Origin of the sequence: Psychroflexus lacisalsi (genome assembly GCF_020164495.1) — a bacterium.
Lineage (GTDB): Bacteria > Bacteroidota > Bacteroidia > Flavobacteriales > Flavobacteriaceae > Psychroflexus > Psychroflexus lacisalsi.
Map to the genome: position 1 here is coordinate 1 of NZ_JAIQYZ010000007.1, position 17,905 is coordinate 17,905.

The following is a 17,905-nucleotide window of genomic DNA, read 5'->3' on the forward strand; positions in this document are numbered from 1 at the left end:
CACCCATATTTTCAGCTTCTGATCCAGCTTCCCATGCTTGAGCTGCACAATCTCTTATTTCAGAGTTGTCAGATGTATTAAAACTACTTAAACTTAAGGTCATCGCTCCTAAAGCGATAATTGAAAAAAACTTTTTCATGATATTAATTTTTAATAAATGTTGTAAAAATTCGATTGTCAAAAATCGACTCTCAGCTCAAAGGTTGTACACATCTTCATGAAAAATCCGTATCATTGCTTCGCATGCGAGATATGCATTTTCATGTCTTAAATCTGTGGAGCGCTTTTCATCCCGAAAAGCGCTTCCTTTTTTTCTAGTTAGAAGAACACTTTCATAGTTTATATTATTTGCTTCGAACTTAAAAAAAAAACAATATCGTATAAAATTAGACTGTTAAATTTTAAAATATCGCCAAGATTTACGGTTTTCCCGTAACACAATTACGGTTGAACCGTACTTTTTAGCAATAATTATAGAATTTCAATAAAGATTTAATAATTAGCAATAATGGTGAAGAATGATAATTTTGAAATAAAACTAATATAAAGAAGTTTATTAATAATTTTAAAGAGTACAATGTTAGGTATCTAGACATTTCAACTTCAGATTTTAATTTAAAAGCTACTATTTACATAAACTATCAATTATGAATAAAAATTTTCTTCTCTTAGTTGTAATAATATCCCCGATTCTATTATTCGGACAAGGAAAGAATTTTTGGGGGAAAACGACTATAAATTCCATATCTAAAAAGAATGTTATTGATTATGCTTCTAAAGCTGAAAATCCTGTTTATTTTAATCTAGATAAAAAAATGCTTACAACTTATCTAGACAAAGCACCCGACCGATTTAAAGTTTCAAAATCATCTCTGCGTATAGACATACCTAATCCGGGTGGAGAAATGGACACCTTTCAAATTTATTCCACACCAATCATGGCAGAAGGCTTGGCTGATAAATACCTTAATATCAAAAGTCTTGTTGGTTATAATATTAAAAACAAAGCCCATACCTTAAGTATTACTATAACACCTCAGGGTTTTTACGGTATGACTTTAGGCTCTGAATATGGGCAGACGCTTATTAATCCTTATGATAAGAATGCTGATACCTATATTGTTTTTAGTAAAAAAGATGCAAGCCTAAAAGAGGGAAATTCCTTTGAGTGTTATGTTGATGAACTTACAAACGACAATGACGCAGAAGAATTTTCTATTCAACCTAAATTTATAGAAGACGGGGTTTTAAGACGCTACCGACTTGCAGTTGCCTCAACTGTGGAATATTCTGATTATCATCTCAATCAAGCGGGCATTACTTCAGGAAGCTCAAGCACAACAGCCAAAGCTACTGTTCAAGCGGCCATTGTAGTGAGTATTAATCGGGTGAATCAGATTTTTGAAAGAGATTTTGGGGTCACACTACAGTTAATTGACAATAATGATCAATTGATTTCTCTAGGTGATACAAATAATGATGGTTACACTAACAATGATTTATCTGAATTAATAAATGAAAATAAAATCCAAATTGATACTAAAATTGGTTTTGAAAATTATGATGTTGGACATGTTTTGTGTACCGAAGGCGGAGGTTTGGCACAAACACCTGCTGTTTGTCTTTCAGGTAAAGCTAGAGGTGTTACTGGCTTAAACACTCCTGTTGGAGAGTATTTTAATATTGGCTTACTATCTCATGAACTCGGACATCAATTTGGCGCTAACCACACCCAAAGTAGTGATGTAAATGAAAATTTTGAAACAGCCGTGGAACCTGGTTCAGGGAGCACGATTATGAGTTATGCAGGTGTAGCACCTCCAAATGTTCAATTCCCAAGTGATGCTATGTTTCACTACATTAGTATTTCTGAAGTTAGTAATAGATTTATCACAACCACTGGTAGTTGTGCAGAAACTGTTAGCATTGCTAACGAAGCACCTGTCATTCAAGCCGTCCCAAATTATAACATTCCAAAAAATACCCCTTTTAAATTAGAAGCCGTTGCAACCGATGCAAATGCTGATGTTCTAAGTTATAGTTGGGATCAAATAGATAATGATGTTGTGCCCAATGTCCCAATGCCACCAGAATCGACCTCTACATCAGGGCCAAGTTTTAGAACGTTTTTGCCTACCTTGAGTCCAACTCGCTATTTTCCTAATATGCCAACCCTTCTCGATAACCAATACTCGAATACGTGGGAGGTTTTACCAACTGTGGCTCGAACTTTAAATTTTGGTGTTATCGTAAGAGATAACAATGCACTTGGTGGACAAGTAGCTCAAGAAAGCACAACCTTAACTGTTGATGATTCTGCTGGGCCTTTTAGAGTGACCTCTCAAAACACACTTGAAAATATTTGGGTTGCCAATTCTACCAAAACAGTAACTTGGGATGTCGCCAATACTGACAATGCTGCGGGCGTAAATACACAGAATGTTGACATATTACTCTCTACAGATGGTGGTTTATCTTTTAACACTGTATTGTTGACTAATACCCCAAATGATGGAAGTGAAGATATAATAGTACCAGATGTTGTCTCGGAGAATTCAAGGCTGATGGTAAGAGCTTCTAACAATGTGTTTTTTGATATAAATTCACAGGCCTTTAGTATTAGCGTTGAATTCACTCCTGTTTATTGTGAGGCGGGTGCTTCTGATTTTGGATTCTCCAATATTGAACGCGTAGTATTGAATTCGATTGATAATACCTCCCCAACCGATAATACTGGATATGCAGATTTTACCAATATTTCCACCAACCTATATACTGGAGATACTTATCCAATACAAGTAAGAGAAAAAAATAATTCAGTTTATGAAGGCGATCAAGTTATTGTATGGATTGATTTTAATAAAAATGGTGTCTTTACAGATTCTGGAGAAAAAGTAATTGAGACAGCTATTTTTAGTGAAGATTTTAGTATTTATCCATTTGGAGGAAATATTAATATTCCTAATGATGCCAAACTTGGTAAAACAACTATGCGAATACGTATGAATAATGCAAATTTTGGGACTTCAAATACAACACCTTGTGGTAATTCTACATACGGTGAGGTTGAAGATTATTCTGTTCAAATCACCTCTACCTTCAACGTCTCTACATCAGCAAATCCTACGGTAGGTGGAAGTCCTGCAGGCGGAGGAAACATAGATTTTGGAGAGTCGGCAATGGTAATTGCAACTGCTAATACAGGTTACAGTTTTGTCAATTGGACCGAAGGTGGAACAGAAGTCTCAACCGATGCTATTTATACATTTACTGTAGAAAATAATCGAAATTTAGTAGCGAATTTTGACGATTTCCTTAATGTTAGTGATTTTGAATCCAACTCATTCTATATCTACCCTAATCCATCTAGCTATGGACAATTAAATATTGAAGTTGACCACTTAAAAAACCAAAAAGTGAGTCTTCAAATTTATGATATAATAGGGAAGCAGGTTTTAAATCAAAGGCCAAGAGTCAATTCTAATGGAATTATTCAAGTTGATGCTTCAAACTTAGCTTCAGGGGTGTATTTTGTGAAACTCAACCATAATAAAAAACAATTTGTAAGTAAATGGATAAAAAGATGATTCATTATAACAACATCATATATTGATATTGTTTAATTGTTTTAAACGGAATATATAAATGCCAATTTCAGCATTCCGTTTTTTATCCAAGATTTAAATTATGTATTGTAAATCTAACATCATGATATCAAAACATTTACTTATTGTTTTTGTATGTTCTCTTCTAATTTCGTCTTGTCAAACCAAAAAACAAGTAGCCGAATCCTCTCCACCATCTTATAAGTTGGCCGACTATTGTCCAGAGGATGGTACTTGTACTTTTGAAGTCCTTACTCATAAATCCCTTGAAATGAAGAGTGATGGTATTGGTGCTTTATATCCCGTTGTAAAGAATGGTGATAAGACGGTTTTAAAATTTGAATACAAAAAAATTCAAGACCCCAAGCTTGCCGATGATGGCTACAAAGAAGTGATTTATGCAAAAATCAATACCAAGCAAGATAATCTTCAACTAAAGAATGAAAAACTAAATTTGGCTAAAGTTTACTTTGGCCGCTTGTGTTTTTGTAAAGGTGAAAGCGGCTACTACCCAGTAAAACAAGGTAAACTAATGATTCAAAGACAAAGCGATTCAACGGTAACCTATAGTCTAAAATTTGAAATGGATAGAGTGCCACAAATTATTAAGGAGTTTTATACTACAGAGAAAATTTAATTTTTTTGTTAAAAAATTGAATCTGAATTCTTCAGAAATCATCTCACTCCAGACGCTGCATTATTTTGAATATAACTACAAACTTTATGTCGTAAAACATTAAAGTTTGTAGTATCAAAATCAGAAAAAATTACTCCCTAAATCTATTGGATAGTCGTGAAGCAACAAAGCTTATAAACAGAATTTGGAAGGCGTGAAAAATCATAAGTGGGAGAAGAACTAAGCCTACTGACATGGATTCTGGAAAAAGAACTTTTGAAAAAACAGTACCGTGAACCAGTGATTTCTTAGTGCCGCAAAACTGGGCGGTAATTTGGTCTTCCTTATTGAATTTTAAAACCCGGGAAAGGTAACCGGTGATAAAGTACACCACATAAAATAAGAGGATAGTGGCGATACCGATAAAAATTAAATCCCTGATTTTTACACTAGTGAATACCCCTTCATCAAACGACTCTACAAAGCTTTTGTAGATAATCAACAGGATGATGGACTTGTCAAAAAGAGAAAGCTGCCTAGCGTACTTCTGAACAAATTTACCCAAATATTGCTGAAGTATAAGTCCCAAAACGACGGGGAGCAAAATTTCAAGAAGTAACTTTAAATATATGCCTCCCAGGTTGTAGTCTACCCCCGATTCCTGAAGGAATAGACCGATCCACAACGGAGTTAGTACAATTCCTATCAAGCCTGATATGCTAGCATTGAATATAGCTGCGGGAATGTTGCCTTTGGCCATGGACACCATCACCACCGAGGAAGAGACGGTGGATGGCAAAGCGGCAAGAAACAGAAAAGCCAGCCAAATCGTTTCTTGAGCGCCTTGCTCGATAAAGGGATAGAAACTGATGACAATAGCTGGAAATAAAAGGAATGTTGAGGATTGGACTAAAGCATGTAAGCGCCAGTTTTTTAAACCCGAAGTAATCTGATGTTTGCTCAATTTAAGACCATAAGAAAAGAAAATCAAGGAAATACCTAAACTGACTATAGTATCTAGCGGGATAGCATTCCCTTCCCGACCTAAGTCTGGAAAAAAATAAGCCAGCCCTATAACGAGGATGATGGAGAGGACGAAAGGATCTAATTTTATTTTCATCTTGCTAAGTTCGGCTTCCGGATTTGGTTGACTCCGTCAATCTATGTTCGTTTTTTCAATAATACTCTTTTCTGTCTAGTTATGCTAAAGGAAAGTTTATGAGTAATATGGTTCTTGTAACTATGGAAGGTATCAAACCTTAAAGTATGATCCTTAAATCTTGAAGGAAAACATTTAACCTTCAACGGATTTTAAAACAAAAACTTAAGACTCAACAGAAATTGTGAAGGACGCAATCGGTAAGTACTTTGCACGTAGGAAAAGTCGGTGTTTGAGACGCGTACAAATTCATCTGTATTCAGTGCATTATTCCAACTTGCATTCAGGTCTATGCCTACCTCTTCAAAGGTGTATTGGTAATTAAAATTTAAAAAGTAATTGTTCTGGTTGTCTTCTGAAATGTTATTGTAATAGTATTCTGAATTGACACTGAAGTATTGATTATCTGCCACATAGAAGAACAGGTCTAATTGATGTTGCTGGGTTTGTATTTTATCAAAATTCCGCGCTTCAAAACGCGTTTGCAAAACACTATAATTTCCAGAATAACTGATGCTCAACCAGTCGGTCACATCAGATTCCAGACCAAGATCAAACCCAAGATTTTGATTTTCTACATCGGCTAGATTTCCATTTAGGATTTGCTCCCGATTAGAAATCGTAAAATTACTTCCTAGACTTAAAGTCGTCTTTAATTCTCTGAAATATTTACTGGTTTTGACTTTGATTCTATGAGAGTTTGAAAAATTGTCCTGCTCTATCGCTTCGAAAATCGTGGCGGCATTGAGTCCGATTTGATTGCTGTACAGCAAATTGCGCTTTGTCTGATTAAAAGAATAGGAAAGATTCGCAAAAATGGATTTTAATGGATTCCTAAACCGAAGTCGCCAGAAGTAATTCTGACTGAAGTTTTCTGGTAAAGGCGAATTGTACCGCTGAAGATTTCGATAATTGTTAAAAATAAATCCAAAATACAATTGTTGCATGTCGCCAAAATCATTGCTGAGATTGGCAGAAATACTGGTTTCCCAAAAGGCTGAAATTTTGTTTCTCACGTACAAATTGGGTTCAAACGTGACGCGACTGAGGTTTTGATTTTCTTGTAATGAAGTATCCTGAATATCAAAACTTCTTAGATTAATGGGCGTGGTCAACCTCACATTCCAATCTCCTTTTTTGTAAACAAATTTGCTGGTGGCATAAAAGTGAGTGCTTAAAAAATCAAGATTATTTTGAAAATCACCTCCTAAAGTTTCTGTTCTATCTGTATCAATAATCGTTATTTGACTCCCTAGCGACTGATTCTTAACCGAAACTCCCAACTCAGGAGATACCGTTACGCCTTGGATTCGCTTTGTAAATCCCGCCGTATTATCACTAAAAAAAGTATTGGTTTCTACGGTTTGTTGCAGTTCCTGGTATGCTTCGCCGTCATTTAATGAGGCTTCAAACTGGCCAGGGCTCACATTCAGGCTTTGGTTGGCTTCGGTATACCCCGTGTTGGACCTAAAGGTGACCACCTGCTTTCCTACAGGCTGCAAAAACCTCAATTTGTTACGAATCACAGAAAACGGATTGGAGAGCTGTTGCTGCACCTGAGTGTTCCCTGTGTTGATCGCTCCGCGTTGAGAATCCCAAAACCCATTTATCTCTAATTCGTTTTTTAAATAATTGTCACTTGTGTTTCGCTCCAAAATAAACTTGGATTGCAGTGTACTCCTAAATAAATCGTTGTTGGTGTTTTCCGTCAAATCGATAGTATCGGTAGGAGTGAAAAAACGGGTTTGGGTATTTCCGATTTGTTGTTGGGCGTCATTAAGGTAAGAAATGTTGGTTTTTAGATCCACATCTTTTTTAAGCCGAATCAAATAATTAGCCGAACCCAAATGCACATTATTATCCAACCAGCGTTCTTGTGAAAAAGGCGGTTCTGCAAGTTGCCTGATGGAGAGCCAATCGGTTTTGGAGGTGTTGAACTCTTCTCGACCAAAATCAGCGATAGAAAAATCCCTGATTTCTCTGGACACATCGCTCCCAGTGTTATTAGCTTGGTAAGTCACAATGGCCTGGTTCTTTTTGGTAAACAGCATAGGTGTGATTTTAGCTTTCCACAGCAAAGGCGAAAATCCAGAACCGAGTTCGGCATTGCCGCTTACAGTCACTTCCTTTTTAAGTTTGATATTGAGCGAAGCGCGCTCAGAAAATTCCAGACTGTCCAACATTTTGATGGGTTGGTGATTTTCCAGAATTTGGACTTGCGACACATCTTTGGCAGCAATATTATTATTGGCCAAATTGTAGCGGCCTTCCAATAAATCCAAACCTTCTATATAGTATTTTTCAATCGGCTCACCTTGATACTTAATCTGGCCGCCTGGCATGACTTCTATGCCTGGCATTTTCTTGAGCACATCGGCAATAACTCTGTCTTTCTGGTCTGAAAATGCTGAGACCGAATAATTGAGGGTGTCGCCTCTTTGTTCTATTTCTTTAGACTTTACCAGGACTTCCTTGAGTTCTTCTGAAGATGGCGACAGCTGGATATCGAGCTGTTGGTCTTTATTCTGAATGTGTTGCTGCCAGGTTGTATAACTTATATACGACACCTTCAGAAAAAGGGAATCTAACTCTGAATCCAGTTGGACTTTAAACTCACCACTACCACTACTAATGCTATAAGCCAAAATAGTTCCTGTAGAATCTTTACTGACCATCACCGTTGCCCCACTTAGAACTTGATCATTTTCATCAAGCACTTTTCCTGTAAGATGGGATTGGGCATAGCCTGAAAAGGCAACTAAAGCTAACGCATAAAGACAGACTTTACTCAAATTATTCTAGTTCTATAGGGTTATTCCTTTTTCTAAATTTCTGTCTTACTTTAGCTTTATATTTATCATCAATGATAAAACCTGATTGAGCGATTCTTTCTATGACATTATTTTTAAAATCTTCACGCTTATCAAAAAAAACTGCTTTAGTTGTAAAAAATAGATTTTTTTTAGGCTCAAGTTTTGAGTAGGTTAGATCAATTTTTGATTTAGCTATGAGTTCAAAAACATAATGATTTTTTGAATCTGAAATTTTAATTATAAGACCAGGAAGGCCGCTAAATTTATAGGGGCCGTCAGAAATAGGTATTTCATTGGAGAACCAAGCTTCATAATCTCTACCTCCATAAGAGGTAGTTGCTTTTTGGCATTTTAAACCATTTATAGTCTGAGTATCGGAAGTTATTTTCCATTTAATATTCCCTTTATCTTCAAGGTATTTAAAATTATCTGTTATAATTTTATCGTATACTATAATGCTGTCTTTGGAGTTTTTCTTTAATATTTTAGAATGAAATTGTGTTTTGGGAAATCTTGAGATATCCGCCATACTTAATTCGTCAGTCGGATCATTTTCAATTGCGAGTAACAATGAATCTTTTAAATATCCATTTTTACTCTGAAAAATAGAGACATTCTCATTTGTTAACAAATACATTTCTTCGCTTTGCTTATTATATGTAATTGTAGAATCTGATTGATATGTAAGTAAATAGGTAAACTTATGGTTTAATTCATACTTTGTCTGAGCTTCAATATTAATTGAAATTATTAGTACAAATACTAAAATAAATTTTTGAATCATAATTTTTAAAATTCTATGAAGTTAAAAACCTGCCTCTTCAGGCAGGTTAATTTTAATTAATTTATGGACAAACCATCTCATCAATTGCAATTGCATTTTCAATGATTTCCTGAGTTGTGTCACCACATGAATAACCATTAATACCACAGGAAAGTGTTGTAGGAACGTAAGTACGCTTTACAGCTTCGACTTGGTTCTCGTTGCTTGTTAATGCAAATGAAGTTGAGCTTATTGCCAATAAAAATACTGTTCCTAAGAAGGAATTTTTTAATAATTTCATAATTTAAAGTTTATGAACTCAGAATTTTGAGTTCGATTAAACATTTGTTTTAAGAAGATGATTTATAAATCCAATTTACTTTATAAACCATCAAAACTGTACAGTTGGTGTTGCAACACCTTGTCATTTACTCATCAAAATTGGAAAATGATAAATTTACGAAATGTAATTTAAAAGAAATAAGGTAACTTTTAGGTATAAAGTGTTAAATATTTAAGTTTTAACTTTTGTTTGTGTTGTTTTATTTTCATAATTATTGCTTCAAATCTCTCGCCAGTTATCTTAAGTAAAACATCAAATTATTCCAGTTCAATGGGGTTGTTTTCTTTTTTTAATCTAGCCCTTCTCTCCTTTTCTAACTTTTCCTTTTGTCCAGGCTCAAATTGAAAACTTATTCCAGTTTGCTCCATGGCACCAATAGGGTTGGCATTGTAGTCTTCTTTAATTTCTAGAAAGCTGGATTTGTCAGTTTCTAAATATTCCTCGTTGGCTTGAGTATCAAAAACTGGATCCTTTAAAACTTTAAAACCTGTTAATTCAAATACATAAAATTTTTTTTCATCGGCTATTCTTACAATAAGCCCTGGCAAACCATTGAACTTATAAGGGCCGTCAGAAATAGGTATTTCTGTTGTAAACCAGGCTGTATAATGCCGCCCGGCATAGCTTGTTTTTGCTTTTTGGACTGCAAAACCTGCTATTTGTTTTGTTTCGGGTAAGATTCTCCAATCTATGTTCGAGAAGTCTTCGGTATACTCGTAATAATCCCTTACTATTTCTTCCCTATAACTAACTTCTCTAGATGCTAAATCCTTTGTGATGTAGTAATTAAATTCTGTCTTTGGTATTTTAGATCTCATTTCGCTAAAACTTTGTGGCGTGCGTTCAAGCTTTTTATAAGCTTTTTGTATTGAATCTCCAATATGCTGCCCTTCGCTGGAAAATGTGGACTGTCCGCCTCCAGAAAAAAATATCATGGTTTCACTTTGGACTGATTCTGTATCTGTAGAATCGATCTGCCAAGTCATCTCGTAAGTGGCTTTATGTTTAAATTTATCAGTTAATTCTTGTGCACTACAAAATGCAAATGATAAAATAAGCATGGTTATTGAAGACGTAAATTTCATGTTATTGGCTTTGATTTTTAAGCAAGCTAAACAAAAAGCATGATTTCAAACTGTTTTTCTAGTTAATATTAAGGGTTTAGTTTTTAAGTAATTTATGTTCATCAAAGGCTTCAGAGATTATCTCATCTTTAGGCGCTACATCAATACATCTAAAACTCAAAGCTTGATGTCGAAATGCATTAAGCCTGCTCTGCTCAATTCAGAAAAAAGTCTTAAAAAATTTAAAAAATTATTTGATACGCAAAAGTTACTAAAATCACAATTGAATAAGAAAACTCATTTTAGATGCCATTTGCTAGAGAAAAACTTAATAGCAGCCTGTACAAACACGGTCATGAAAATCAATACTAAAGCATTGCATATTGACGTAAAATTAGCTCCTGTCTTAAATGAACTTCCTAACGACCAAAACTCCTCTTCTTCGCCAAGGCTGAGGTAATGTCTAAAAAATATAACAGCTAAAATAGCAAACAAGTAATCCAATATGAAAATAATGTAATTCTTTTGGGTCCACTGGTAATAAGTAGCAGATGAGGTAACTATGGCCCAACCTATCCATATACTTATGTGGTAGCTTCTCAAAGCTAGTCAAACTTGATCTGGAGATTTTGTTTCTGAAAATGCATTGTCCAGTTTTAGAAGAAAAAATATTAGGATAACAAACCCGATAGCAACAAAACATCAACTTACTATTTTTTTAATAGACATGTCTATTTCGAATTTTATTCCATAAGAATATTATTAATGAACTAGTTTAAACCCTCACTAAATCTCATTAGATAAACCCAATATTATTGAATTATATTGACTTATATCTTGATTGAATTATGTGCGCTCTTGTTCAAAAAATTAAAGTATAATCTTACAGCGGAAGACTTGACCTAATATGTAAACCACAAAAATTAGTCTACACTAAAAACTTTACGAATTGAAACTGGCTTTCCATCTTTAGTGAATCCTTCCAGTTCAACTTCAAATTCACCGCTTAAATCAGAAGTGAAAAAATTGAGTGATTTATTACTTTCTATATCCACATAAGGGTTCCACCAGAGTTGATATCTATAGTCAGGAATGCGGTCTAAATCTTCATTTTTATAGTCAGGGCTATAATACTGCTTTGGGGATTGTGCCGTAATGATATTAGCAGACTTCATATACGTATCTCTAAATTCTTCGGGGAAATCCGCTTCTTTAGTTTCAACAGCAACCACACCCTGAAATGTTTGTGGACCAAAAAAAGTCTTTTTTGTGAGAAGTCCTATACTTTGAATTCTTTCTGCTGGAAAAGATATCAATTTACTATGTTCCTGTACCACTACTCCATCAACAATCAGTAATGCTGGTAATGTAAATTGGCCATTGAAATTTTTATTCCTAACGAATATACTGTAGGTATCGTCTTTATTTTTTTCTACTCGTCCGGATTTTATTATTTCTACAAAAGTTTCACTAACTCCTTTGAATCTTTTGTAATCGTCCAAATTGTATATCGTTAATTCATTGCTGAAGAAATAAGATTCATCTGCAGTAAATAAAGTTTGATCGGCCTTAGTTGCTGAAAACGCATTTTCGATTTGATTATTTATACTTTTATCTAAAATAGAATCTTTTAGGTTGATTAGGACTTTAGGTGGCTTAACGAAATCCAATTTTGAATAATCTGGACTTATACCTTTGTAAAGCTCAACAGAAAAATCGTCCTTGTCATAGTCTGAAAGTTGAAACAAGATTTCATCTACTGCTGTACTTTCATTTACGGTAAAGTTGAACTCACCATTTTCATCTACAGAAACAATGTTTACTTGACTTTGTTCACCGGGAATGGATGTTATCAAATTGCTACTTTGAAAAGTTTGATTGTTTACTCCACTTATTTTACCCTTAAAGAACGAGCCTCTTACTTCTGGTAATATGAAATTATCGGAGAAATTCCAGGCTTTATTACTATAAATCTCAAAATAATCAATGCTTTTTACTCGATTTGGCTTATCAAAACCATCTGTTTTTCTAACAGAAATTGAAAAATCACCACTTACTTCTTTTAAATTATCAACAGACAAGACGACTTCTTCTCGTTTTGAAAATGAATTTTTATTCAGGCTTAAACTGAATTCATTTGAAGTTTGAGGTTTGATCTCTTCTTTTACAGTTTCAATTGTGTCTTTACTAACAAGGCCTTTATTTGATTGTTGATATGGATTTAAAATATGAATATCCTGTTCAAAATAATATTTTTCGGCATTGAGCATCCAAGATGTATATCCAAGGATTTTATAAGCTCCTGAAGGCAAGCTGGAAGGAATAAAGAAGTCTGAATAAGCCTGACCGTTTTCTAAATTTAATTTGTGTTTGAAGACTTCCTCTTGATCTGAGTTTACTAAAACTACCCATCCAATTTTACTAAGCATGCTCAGCTTTTGAGAGTCAGCATTCACACAATAAAATTTGTAAAGCAATTTTTCTCCACTCAGCAGTAAACTACTATTGATATGAAGGTAAACCTGCTCTTTAGGAATTTCGTTTTGTAAAAATTCTTTATCTGTAGTTTGAGAATATGAATAATTCACAAATCCAATCCAGGTAATAAAAATTAAAATTATACTTTTTATCATTCGTCTAGTTTGTGATTAATCTTCCCAAAATTCAGGTCGTTCGTTCGTCCCAAAAACTGTACAATCTACACATCGCCTTGGAACTACTGAAAATATACCTCCTGGAGAAGTTGATGACCATCTTATTTGATTTTGCTGTATTTGTATTCTCAAAGCAGGAATACTAAGAGCAACTTCAACACAGTTAGCATCAGCAACAAATTTTGGTCTTGTACTTCCTTGAGGATAAAAATCTAAATAATCAAAGTAAAGCCGCTTACTAGATACGGTCGAAACATCAAAATATCCAATGATTTTTTCATCTTGGTTATTAATATTTGAAATATTGCCTGCAAAAAAACCAGGTTGAGTTTGTGAAAAAAGGTTATCAGAGCCTGAAAGCTCTTTGAGTATTTCAAGATACGCATAAGCTCCCTGACTAATAACAAATTGCCTTACCAATATGCTATACCTGTTGGAAACTTTAGGATCATTTGAGTTAACAAATGTGATAAACAAATCTTTTACACTGTTTTCTGAAAGTGTATTGGTATTGGCAATTATTATATTTTGAGATTCATCAGTCCGGTAGCAGGTATATTCTTCCCTTTGTTTCGGAACCTCAACAATTTCACCATCTTCTATAATAAGGTCATTAACTTTAGCTGAATTAGAATTAAATTTAAATGTTTCAGTATACTCATATCTATAGTAATTGGAAGTTCCTGCGACGATTTCATTGTTCAATGTGATAGTAATCCCGTTTTCTCCGTTTAAATCAATGCGAGAAGCCTTGAGTTGATCTATATTACTAGTATTTGGCAATTGCATAGATTCGGACTCATACTCCTGGCCATTTACTGAAATCCTAAGTTGATAGCCAACCCCTGGTTCGGCTGCAAAAGCATCTCTTGAGATGTAGATGCCCGGATCTGTTTCTTCAAAAACGTATTCGTTATTCCCTACTACCCTAACCTGAGCTCCAGATAAAGGGTTTGGGCCAGTTGTAGCAACGGCGTAAGTTTCTGATAACTTGATCTGATGTTGTTTTAGCTCATTTGTAATAGTTCCTTCTATAACAACAGCTTCCTCAAACCCTTCAGTTTCCAATGGGATTTCTTCAACACAAGAAACTGAAATTGCTATTAAAGCAATTAACAAAAATGATCGTATGTGTTTTATATTTAAGTTCATCACCTCCTTTGGTTGTTTAAAATCTAAAATTATAGGTTATTGTAGGAATTGGAATAGCAAAAATAGAGCTTTGAAAAGCCTTAACCTCACCATTATCAGTTACGAAAAATACAGAGTAGGGGTTATTTCTCCCCAGAACGTTGTACACTGAAATATTCCAAAAGCTATGTGCAAATTTCTCGATTTTATGGTTTCCTTCAACGTTAAAGCTTAGGTCCAATCGGTAATAATCGGGGATTCTAAATTGGTTTCTATCGCTATAAACCACATATTCGGAATTATTGAAACTATACTTTCCTATTGGATAAGTAATCGGTCTTCCCGTTTGATAAACAAGATTAGCCGAGAAACTGAAGCGTTGTGTCAATTTATAATTCATCACAGCGCTAAAATCGTGAGGTTTATCAAAATTGGTCGGGAAAAAATCACCATTATTTACTCTTTCTTCTTGAAAATCACCATCTAATTTTACAAATGATCTAGAATAGGTGTAGCCTAAATATCCGTTAAGCGCTCCCTTCTTTTTTCTAAGAAGTAATTCTACTCCATAAGCTTTTCCATCCCCTTGCAAAACTTCAGTTTCAATGTTGTCGTTTAAAAATAAATCAGCGCCAACTTTGTAATCCAACAGATTGTCCGCTGTTTTGTAGTAACCTTCCAGACTTAGCTCATAAATGTTGTTATCAAAATTTTTGAAAAAGCCAAGAGCATATTGATTTGCTCTTTGTGGTTTTATAAAAGAATCCGATAACTTGTAGGTGTCTGTCGGTGCAGCTGTGGTGTTATTGGAAAGAGTATGAATGTATTGATAGGTATTATTGTAACTCAGTTTTGTTGAAAAATTGGGCGTAAGGAAATATCTCCCAGAAACTCTAACTTCTGGACCACTATAAGTTTTTATGACCTCACCACTATCAAAGCTTTCTGTTCCAGTGTTGGTGATTTCATTTCTAGGTAAACCCTCTTGATAAGTGTTTATTTCAGCTGGTCCAAAAGCTGTGAAAAACGAATACCTCAACCCGGCATTTATTAAAAGCTTATCATTTACCTCAAAACTGTCTTCAATGTAAACAGCAGTCTCTATCGCGCGTTCTTGAGGAATATTAAGTTCTTCGATTAATGATTCTGAATTTCCTGGGCGTACTTCTCCAGGTGAAACATCATAATATTTTGCATTTATTCCGTAATTTAATGTATGTGCCTTATTATGAAAATATTTCATTTTCAATTTCACTTCAGACTCGTTGATTGTATATCCAGAGTCAAAATTGTTATCAAAGTCACTTTCATAATCTAAATTAAAATCATAATTGGAATTGGTTGCTACCAATTCTCCACGATTTTTTTCATTTAACACTTTACTGTAAGATACTGCAAACATTCTATTAGTATAACTAAATAATGAATCTGAGGTTACACTGAAGACGTCACTACTATAATATCCACTTACATTTAATTCATCCTTATTGTCAAATTCATGATTGTATTTTCCGACAAAATCATAGAATGAAGCTTGGCTATCTTTTAAAGACTCATCGTCTAAAAGGTTTAAAATCCAGTCGGAGTAAGTGGCACGTCCGCCAACGATTAAGCTAGATTTTCCTTCAACAATCGGTATTTCGAGGCTCACATTTCCAGTCACAGGCCCGAAGGAAACTTCTCCAGCGAATTTTTCTTTGTTTGCCTTTTTAGTGTTCAAATCGAAAACAGAAGATAATCTTCCTCCGTAAGCAGCAGGAATACTACCTTTATAAATACTAACATTACCCGTAGTAAATGGATTTAAGCCTGAAAATATTCCGAAAAAATGCGTTGGATTGTAAATTACTCCCTCATCGAGTAAAATTAAATTTTGATCTGTTTTACCACCTCTCACGTTGTAACCACTTGCTGCTTCTCCTGCAGTGGTAATCCCAGGTAAAGTGGTAGCAACTTTCAAAATATCACGTTCACCTAAAACTAAAGGAATCGTTTTGATTTCTGAAACATTTATTTTTTCAACCCCAGTTAATGCAGATTTTACATTATCCCTTGCATTTGCTTCTATTAAAACTTCACCTAATTCTTCAAAGTTTTTTTCTAATTGAAAGTTTAAAACACCATCGCTGTAGACCACCAGACGCTTTTTCATATTATCTACACCAAGAGCCTGCATCTCAATTAAGTTTACTCCTTTTGGTAATTTTATACTGTAATTTCCGTCTATGTCGGTAACAGTTCCGGTATTTTGATTTGGTAACAAAATATTCAAACCAGAAATTGGCTCTCCTTGTTTTGAAATTACTCTACCCGCAATCTGATAGCTATTTTGTTTAGACTGTCTATTTTCTTTCCCAATAAGGATAGTCTCAACAGTGTTTGATTTTTCAGTACTATTCACATAAAAAATAGGATTAGGTGTCTGAGTATCTTCTTCTGCAGGCTGTATTTTGTCTTTAGTTTCATAAAAATCATCAGAGAGCCTATCATAAATTATGCTTCCTTGAGTTAGGATGATACGTTGATCTTTAATAAAATAATTTATGTTTGTTTCTTCTAGAATATCACTCAATATGTTAAAAATACTGACTTGTGAGTATTCTCCAGATAACTTCTTAGAATCAAACCACTTTTCATCAAAGAAAAATCGATAGCCAGTTTTCTCCTCAATCTCTATTATGACTTCGAGTAGATTTTTATTTTCAAAGCTTAAAGATATTTTGGAATCTAAGGTTTGAGCAATAACACAAGGAAAATAAATTAAAAATAAAAGAAACAAATATTTTCTCATTCGTCGATAACATTTTGTGTATTTGAAAGAATGAAGTTCATTTTCTCAGCAAGTCTCTCCAAGAATTCATCTGGATTATTTCTCGATTGCTTTTTAAAATCCCTATAAAAATCTTTAATTTCTTTTTTGTGGTCAGGAAATCTTGAAAAGAGATCTCTGCGTTTGTTTAAATCATGAAACTCATCATTATACTCAAAAACATAAGCAGGATTGGCAGTGTAAAATTCAAAATAGGCTAAGCTTTTATCTCTTCTCTCAGTTCTATTTTTGATGTGTTTTTTAAATATTTTAAAATCACCTTCTTCACTTATGATTTCATAAAAACCTAAGATGCTGGAATCATTTTCAGCCCTGATATAGCTGAATTTGTGATCACTAATTTCAAAATTATTGACCTTATCACTGAACAATTCAAAGAATAAATTCCTCTGCTCATATTGAAGGTAAATGAGTAATAGATCGTCATAAATATTAAATTTTAGTGTCACGTCGTTGTATAGTTGTCCATCATAAACTAATACTCCTTTTTGAAAATCATTGGACTCGAAGAACTTATGATTTTCATTGATCATTCTATGCTCTTCTATATATTCAACACCACGAAGCAATTTAGAGTTTTGAATTCCGGTTTGAGTGTCGTACCAAGAATAAATTTCCGTATTAGGAAAGCTTTGGCCAAAACTGGACAGGCTGACAAATAAAATTAATAAAACTGAAGAATAATTTAAATACATTCAAAAATCATAAGAAGAGAATTCTAAATTTTATAAAAGGATTAGTTTGGTGTGTAAACTTAAATAAATTAATTACTAATTTTAAAATAATATCAAATAAATAAATCATCAATTCTAATTTTTATAAACAATAGTAAACCAATAAAATAAAATGACTTTCCTTAACTATATCCTACGACTCTGCAAAAGCCAGAAAATAAAATCGCAATTCAATAAAAAAACTATTTTTGTG

General features: G+C 34.0%; 12 protein-coding genes. 3 read left to right on the top strand and 9 right to left on the bottom strand.

From position 1 onward, the window contains the following. Positions 1 to 647 precede the first annotated feature (647 nt). Together LB449_RS13110 and LB449_RS13115 are read left to right on the top strand one after the other, a co-directional pair. On the top strand, positions 648 to 3,587 hold the full coding sequence (locus LB449_RS13110) for a reprolysin-like metallopeptidase (RefSeq protein ID WP_224455579.1): 2,940 nt from the start codon (positions 648 to 650) through the stop codon (positions 3,585 to 3,587). Between the two features lie 121 nt (positions 3,588 to 3,708). Then, positions 3,709 to 4,242: a hypothetical protein gene (locus tag LB449_RS13115; protein WP_224455580.1), complete on the top strand. Its 534-nt coding sequence runs from the start codon at positions 3,709 to 3,711 to the stop codon at positions 4,240 to 4,242. 130 nt (positions 4,243 to 4,372) lie between these two features. On the opposite strand, the gene LB449_RS13120 is transcribed toward LB449_RS13115, so the two are convergent. From LB449_RS13120 to LB449_RS13140, 5 genes are all read right to left on the bottom strand, one after another. After that, positions 4,373 to 5,341 carry a bile acid:sodium symporter family protein gene (locus LB449_RS13120; protein WP_224455581.1) on the bottom strand — a complete coding sequence of 323 codons (969 nt, stop codon included), beginning with the start codon at positions 5,339 to 5,341 and terminating at the stop codon, positions 4,373 to 4,375. 191 nt (positions 5,342 to 5,532) lie between these two features. Beyond that, positions 5,533 to 8,172 (bottom strand): carboxypeptidase-like regulatory domain-containing protein, encoded by a 2,640-nt coding sequence (locus tag LB449_RS13125; RefSeq protein WP_224455582.1) that lies wholly within the window; start codon positions 8,170 to 8,172, stop codon positions 5,533 to 5,535. Between the two features lies 1 nt (position 8,173). Then, on the bottom strand, positions 8,174 to 8,977 hold the full coding sequence (locus tag LB449_RS13130) for a GLPGLI family protein (RefSeq protein WP_224455583.1): 804 nt from the start codon (positions 8,975 to 8,977) through the stop codon (positions 8,174 to 8,176). Between the two features lie 61 nt (positions 8,978 to 9,038). Then, positions 9,039 to 9,257, bottom strand: a complete 219-nt coding sequence (locus LB449_RS13135) for a hypothetical protein (protein ID WP_224455584.1) — start codon at positions 9,255 to 9,257, stop codon at positions 9,039 to 9,041. 299 nt (positions 9,258 to 9,556) lie between these two features. Beyond that, positions 9,557 to 10,384, bottom strand: a complete 828-nt coding sequence (locus LB449_RS13140; protein WP_224455585.1) for a GLPGLI family protein — start codon at positions 10,382 to 10,384, stop codon at positions 9,557 to 9,559. Positions 10,385 to 10,478: 94 nt separating this feature from the next. Between LB449_RS13140 and LB449_RS13145 the strand changes: the two genes are divergently transcribed. Further along, on the top strand, positions 10,479 to 10,823 hold the full coding sequence (locus LB449_RS13145; protein ID WP_224455586.1) for a hypothetical protein: 345 nt from the start codon (positions 10,479 to 10,481) through the stop codon (positions 10,821 to 10,823). Positions 10,824 to 11,286: 463 nt separating this feature from the next. Here the strand turns inward: LB449_RS13145 and LB449_RS13150 are convergent, their stop codons facing one another. Genes LB449_RS13150 through LB449_RS13165 form a run of 4 tightly spaced genes read right to left on the bottom strand, consistent with a single transcriptional unit; the run spans position 11,287 to position 17,673 of the window. After that, positions 11,287 to 12,996 carry a hypothetical protein gene (locus LB449_RS13150; RefSeq protein WP_224455587.1) on the bottom strand — a complete coding sequence of 570 codons (1,710 nt, stop codon included), beginning with the start codon at positions 12,994 to 12,996 and terminating at the stop codon, positions 11,287 to 11,289. Between the two features lie 15 nt (positions 12,997 to 13,011). Continuing rightward, positions 13,012 to 14,169 (bottom strand): DUF4249 domain-containing protein, encoded by a 1,158-nt coding sequence (locus tag LB449_RS13155; RefSeq protein WP_224455588.1) that lies wholly within the window; start codon positions 14,167 to 14,169, stop codon positions 13,012 to 13,014. A 16-nt stretch (positions 14,170 to 14,185) separates the two neighbouring features. Then, positions 14,186 to 16,939 carry a TonB-dependent receptor domain-containing protein gene (locus LB449_RS13160; protein WP_224455589.1) on the bottom strand — a complete coding sequence of 918 codons (2,754 nt, stop codon included), beginning with the start codon at positions 16,937 to 16,939 and terminating at the stop codon, positions 14,186 to 14,188. Next, positions 16,936 to 17,673 carry a hypothetical protein gene (locus LB449_RS13165; protein WP_224455590.1) on the bottom strand — a complete coding sequence of 246 codons (738 nt, stop codon included), beginning with the start codon at positions 17,671 to 17,673 and terminating at the stop codon, positions 16,936 to 16,938. Before LB449_RS13165 ends, LB449_RS13160 begins: the two co-directional genes overlap by 4 nt. Between the last annotated feature and the right edge of the window lie 232 nt (positions 17,674 to 17,905).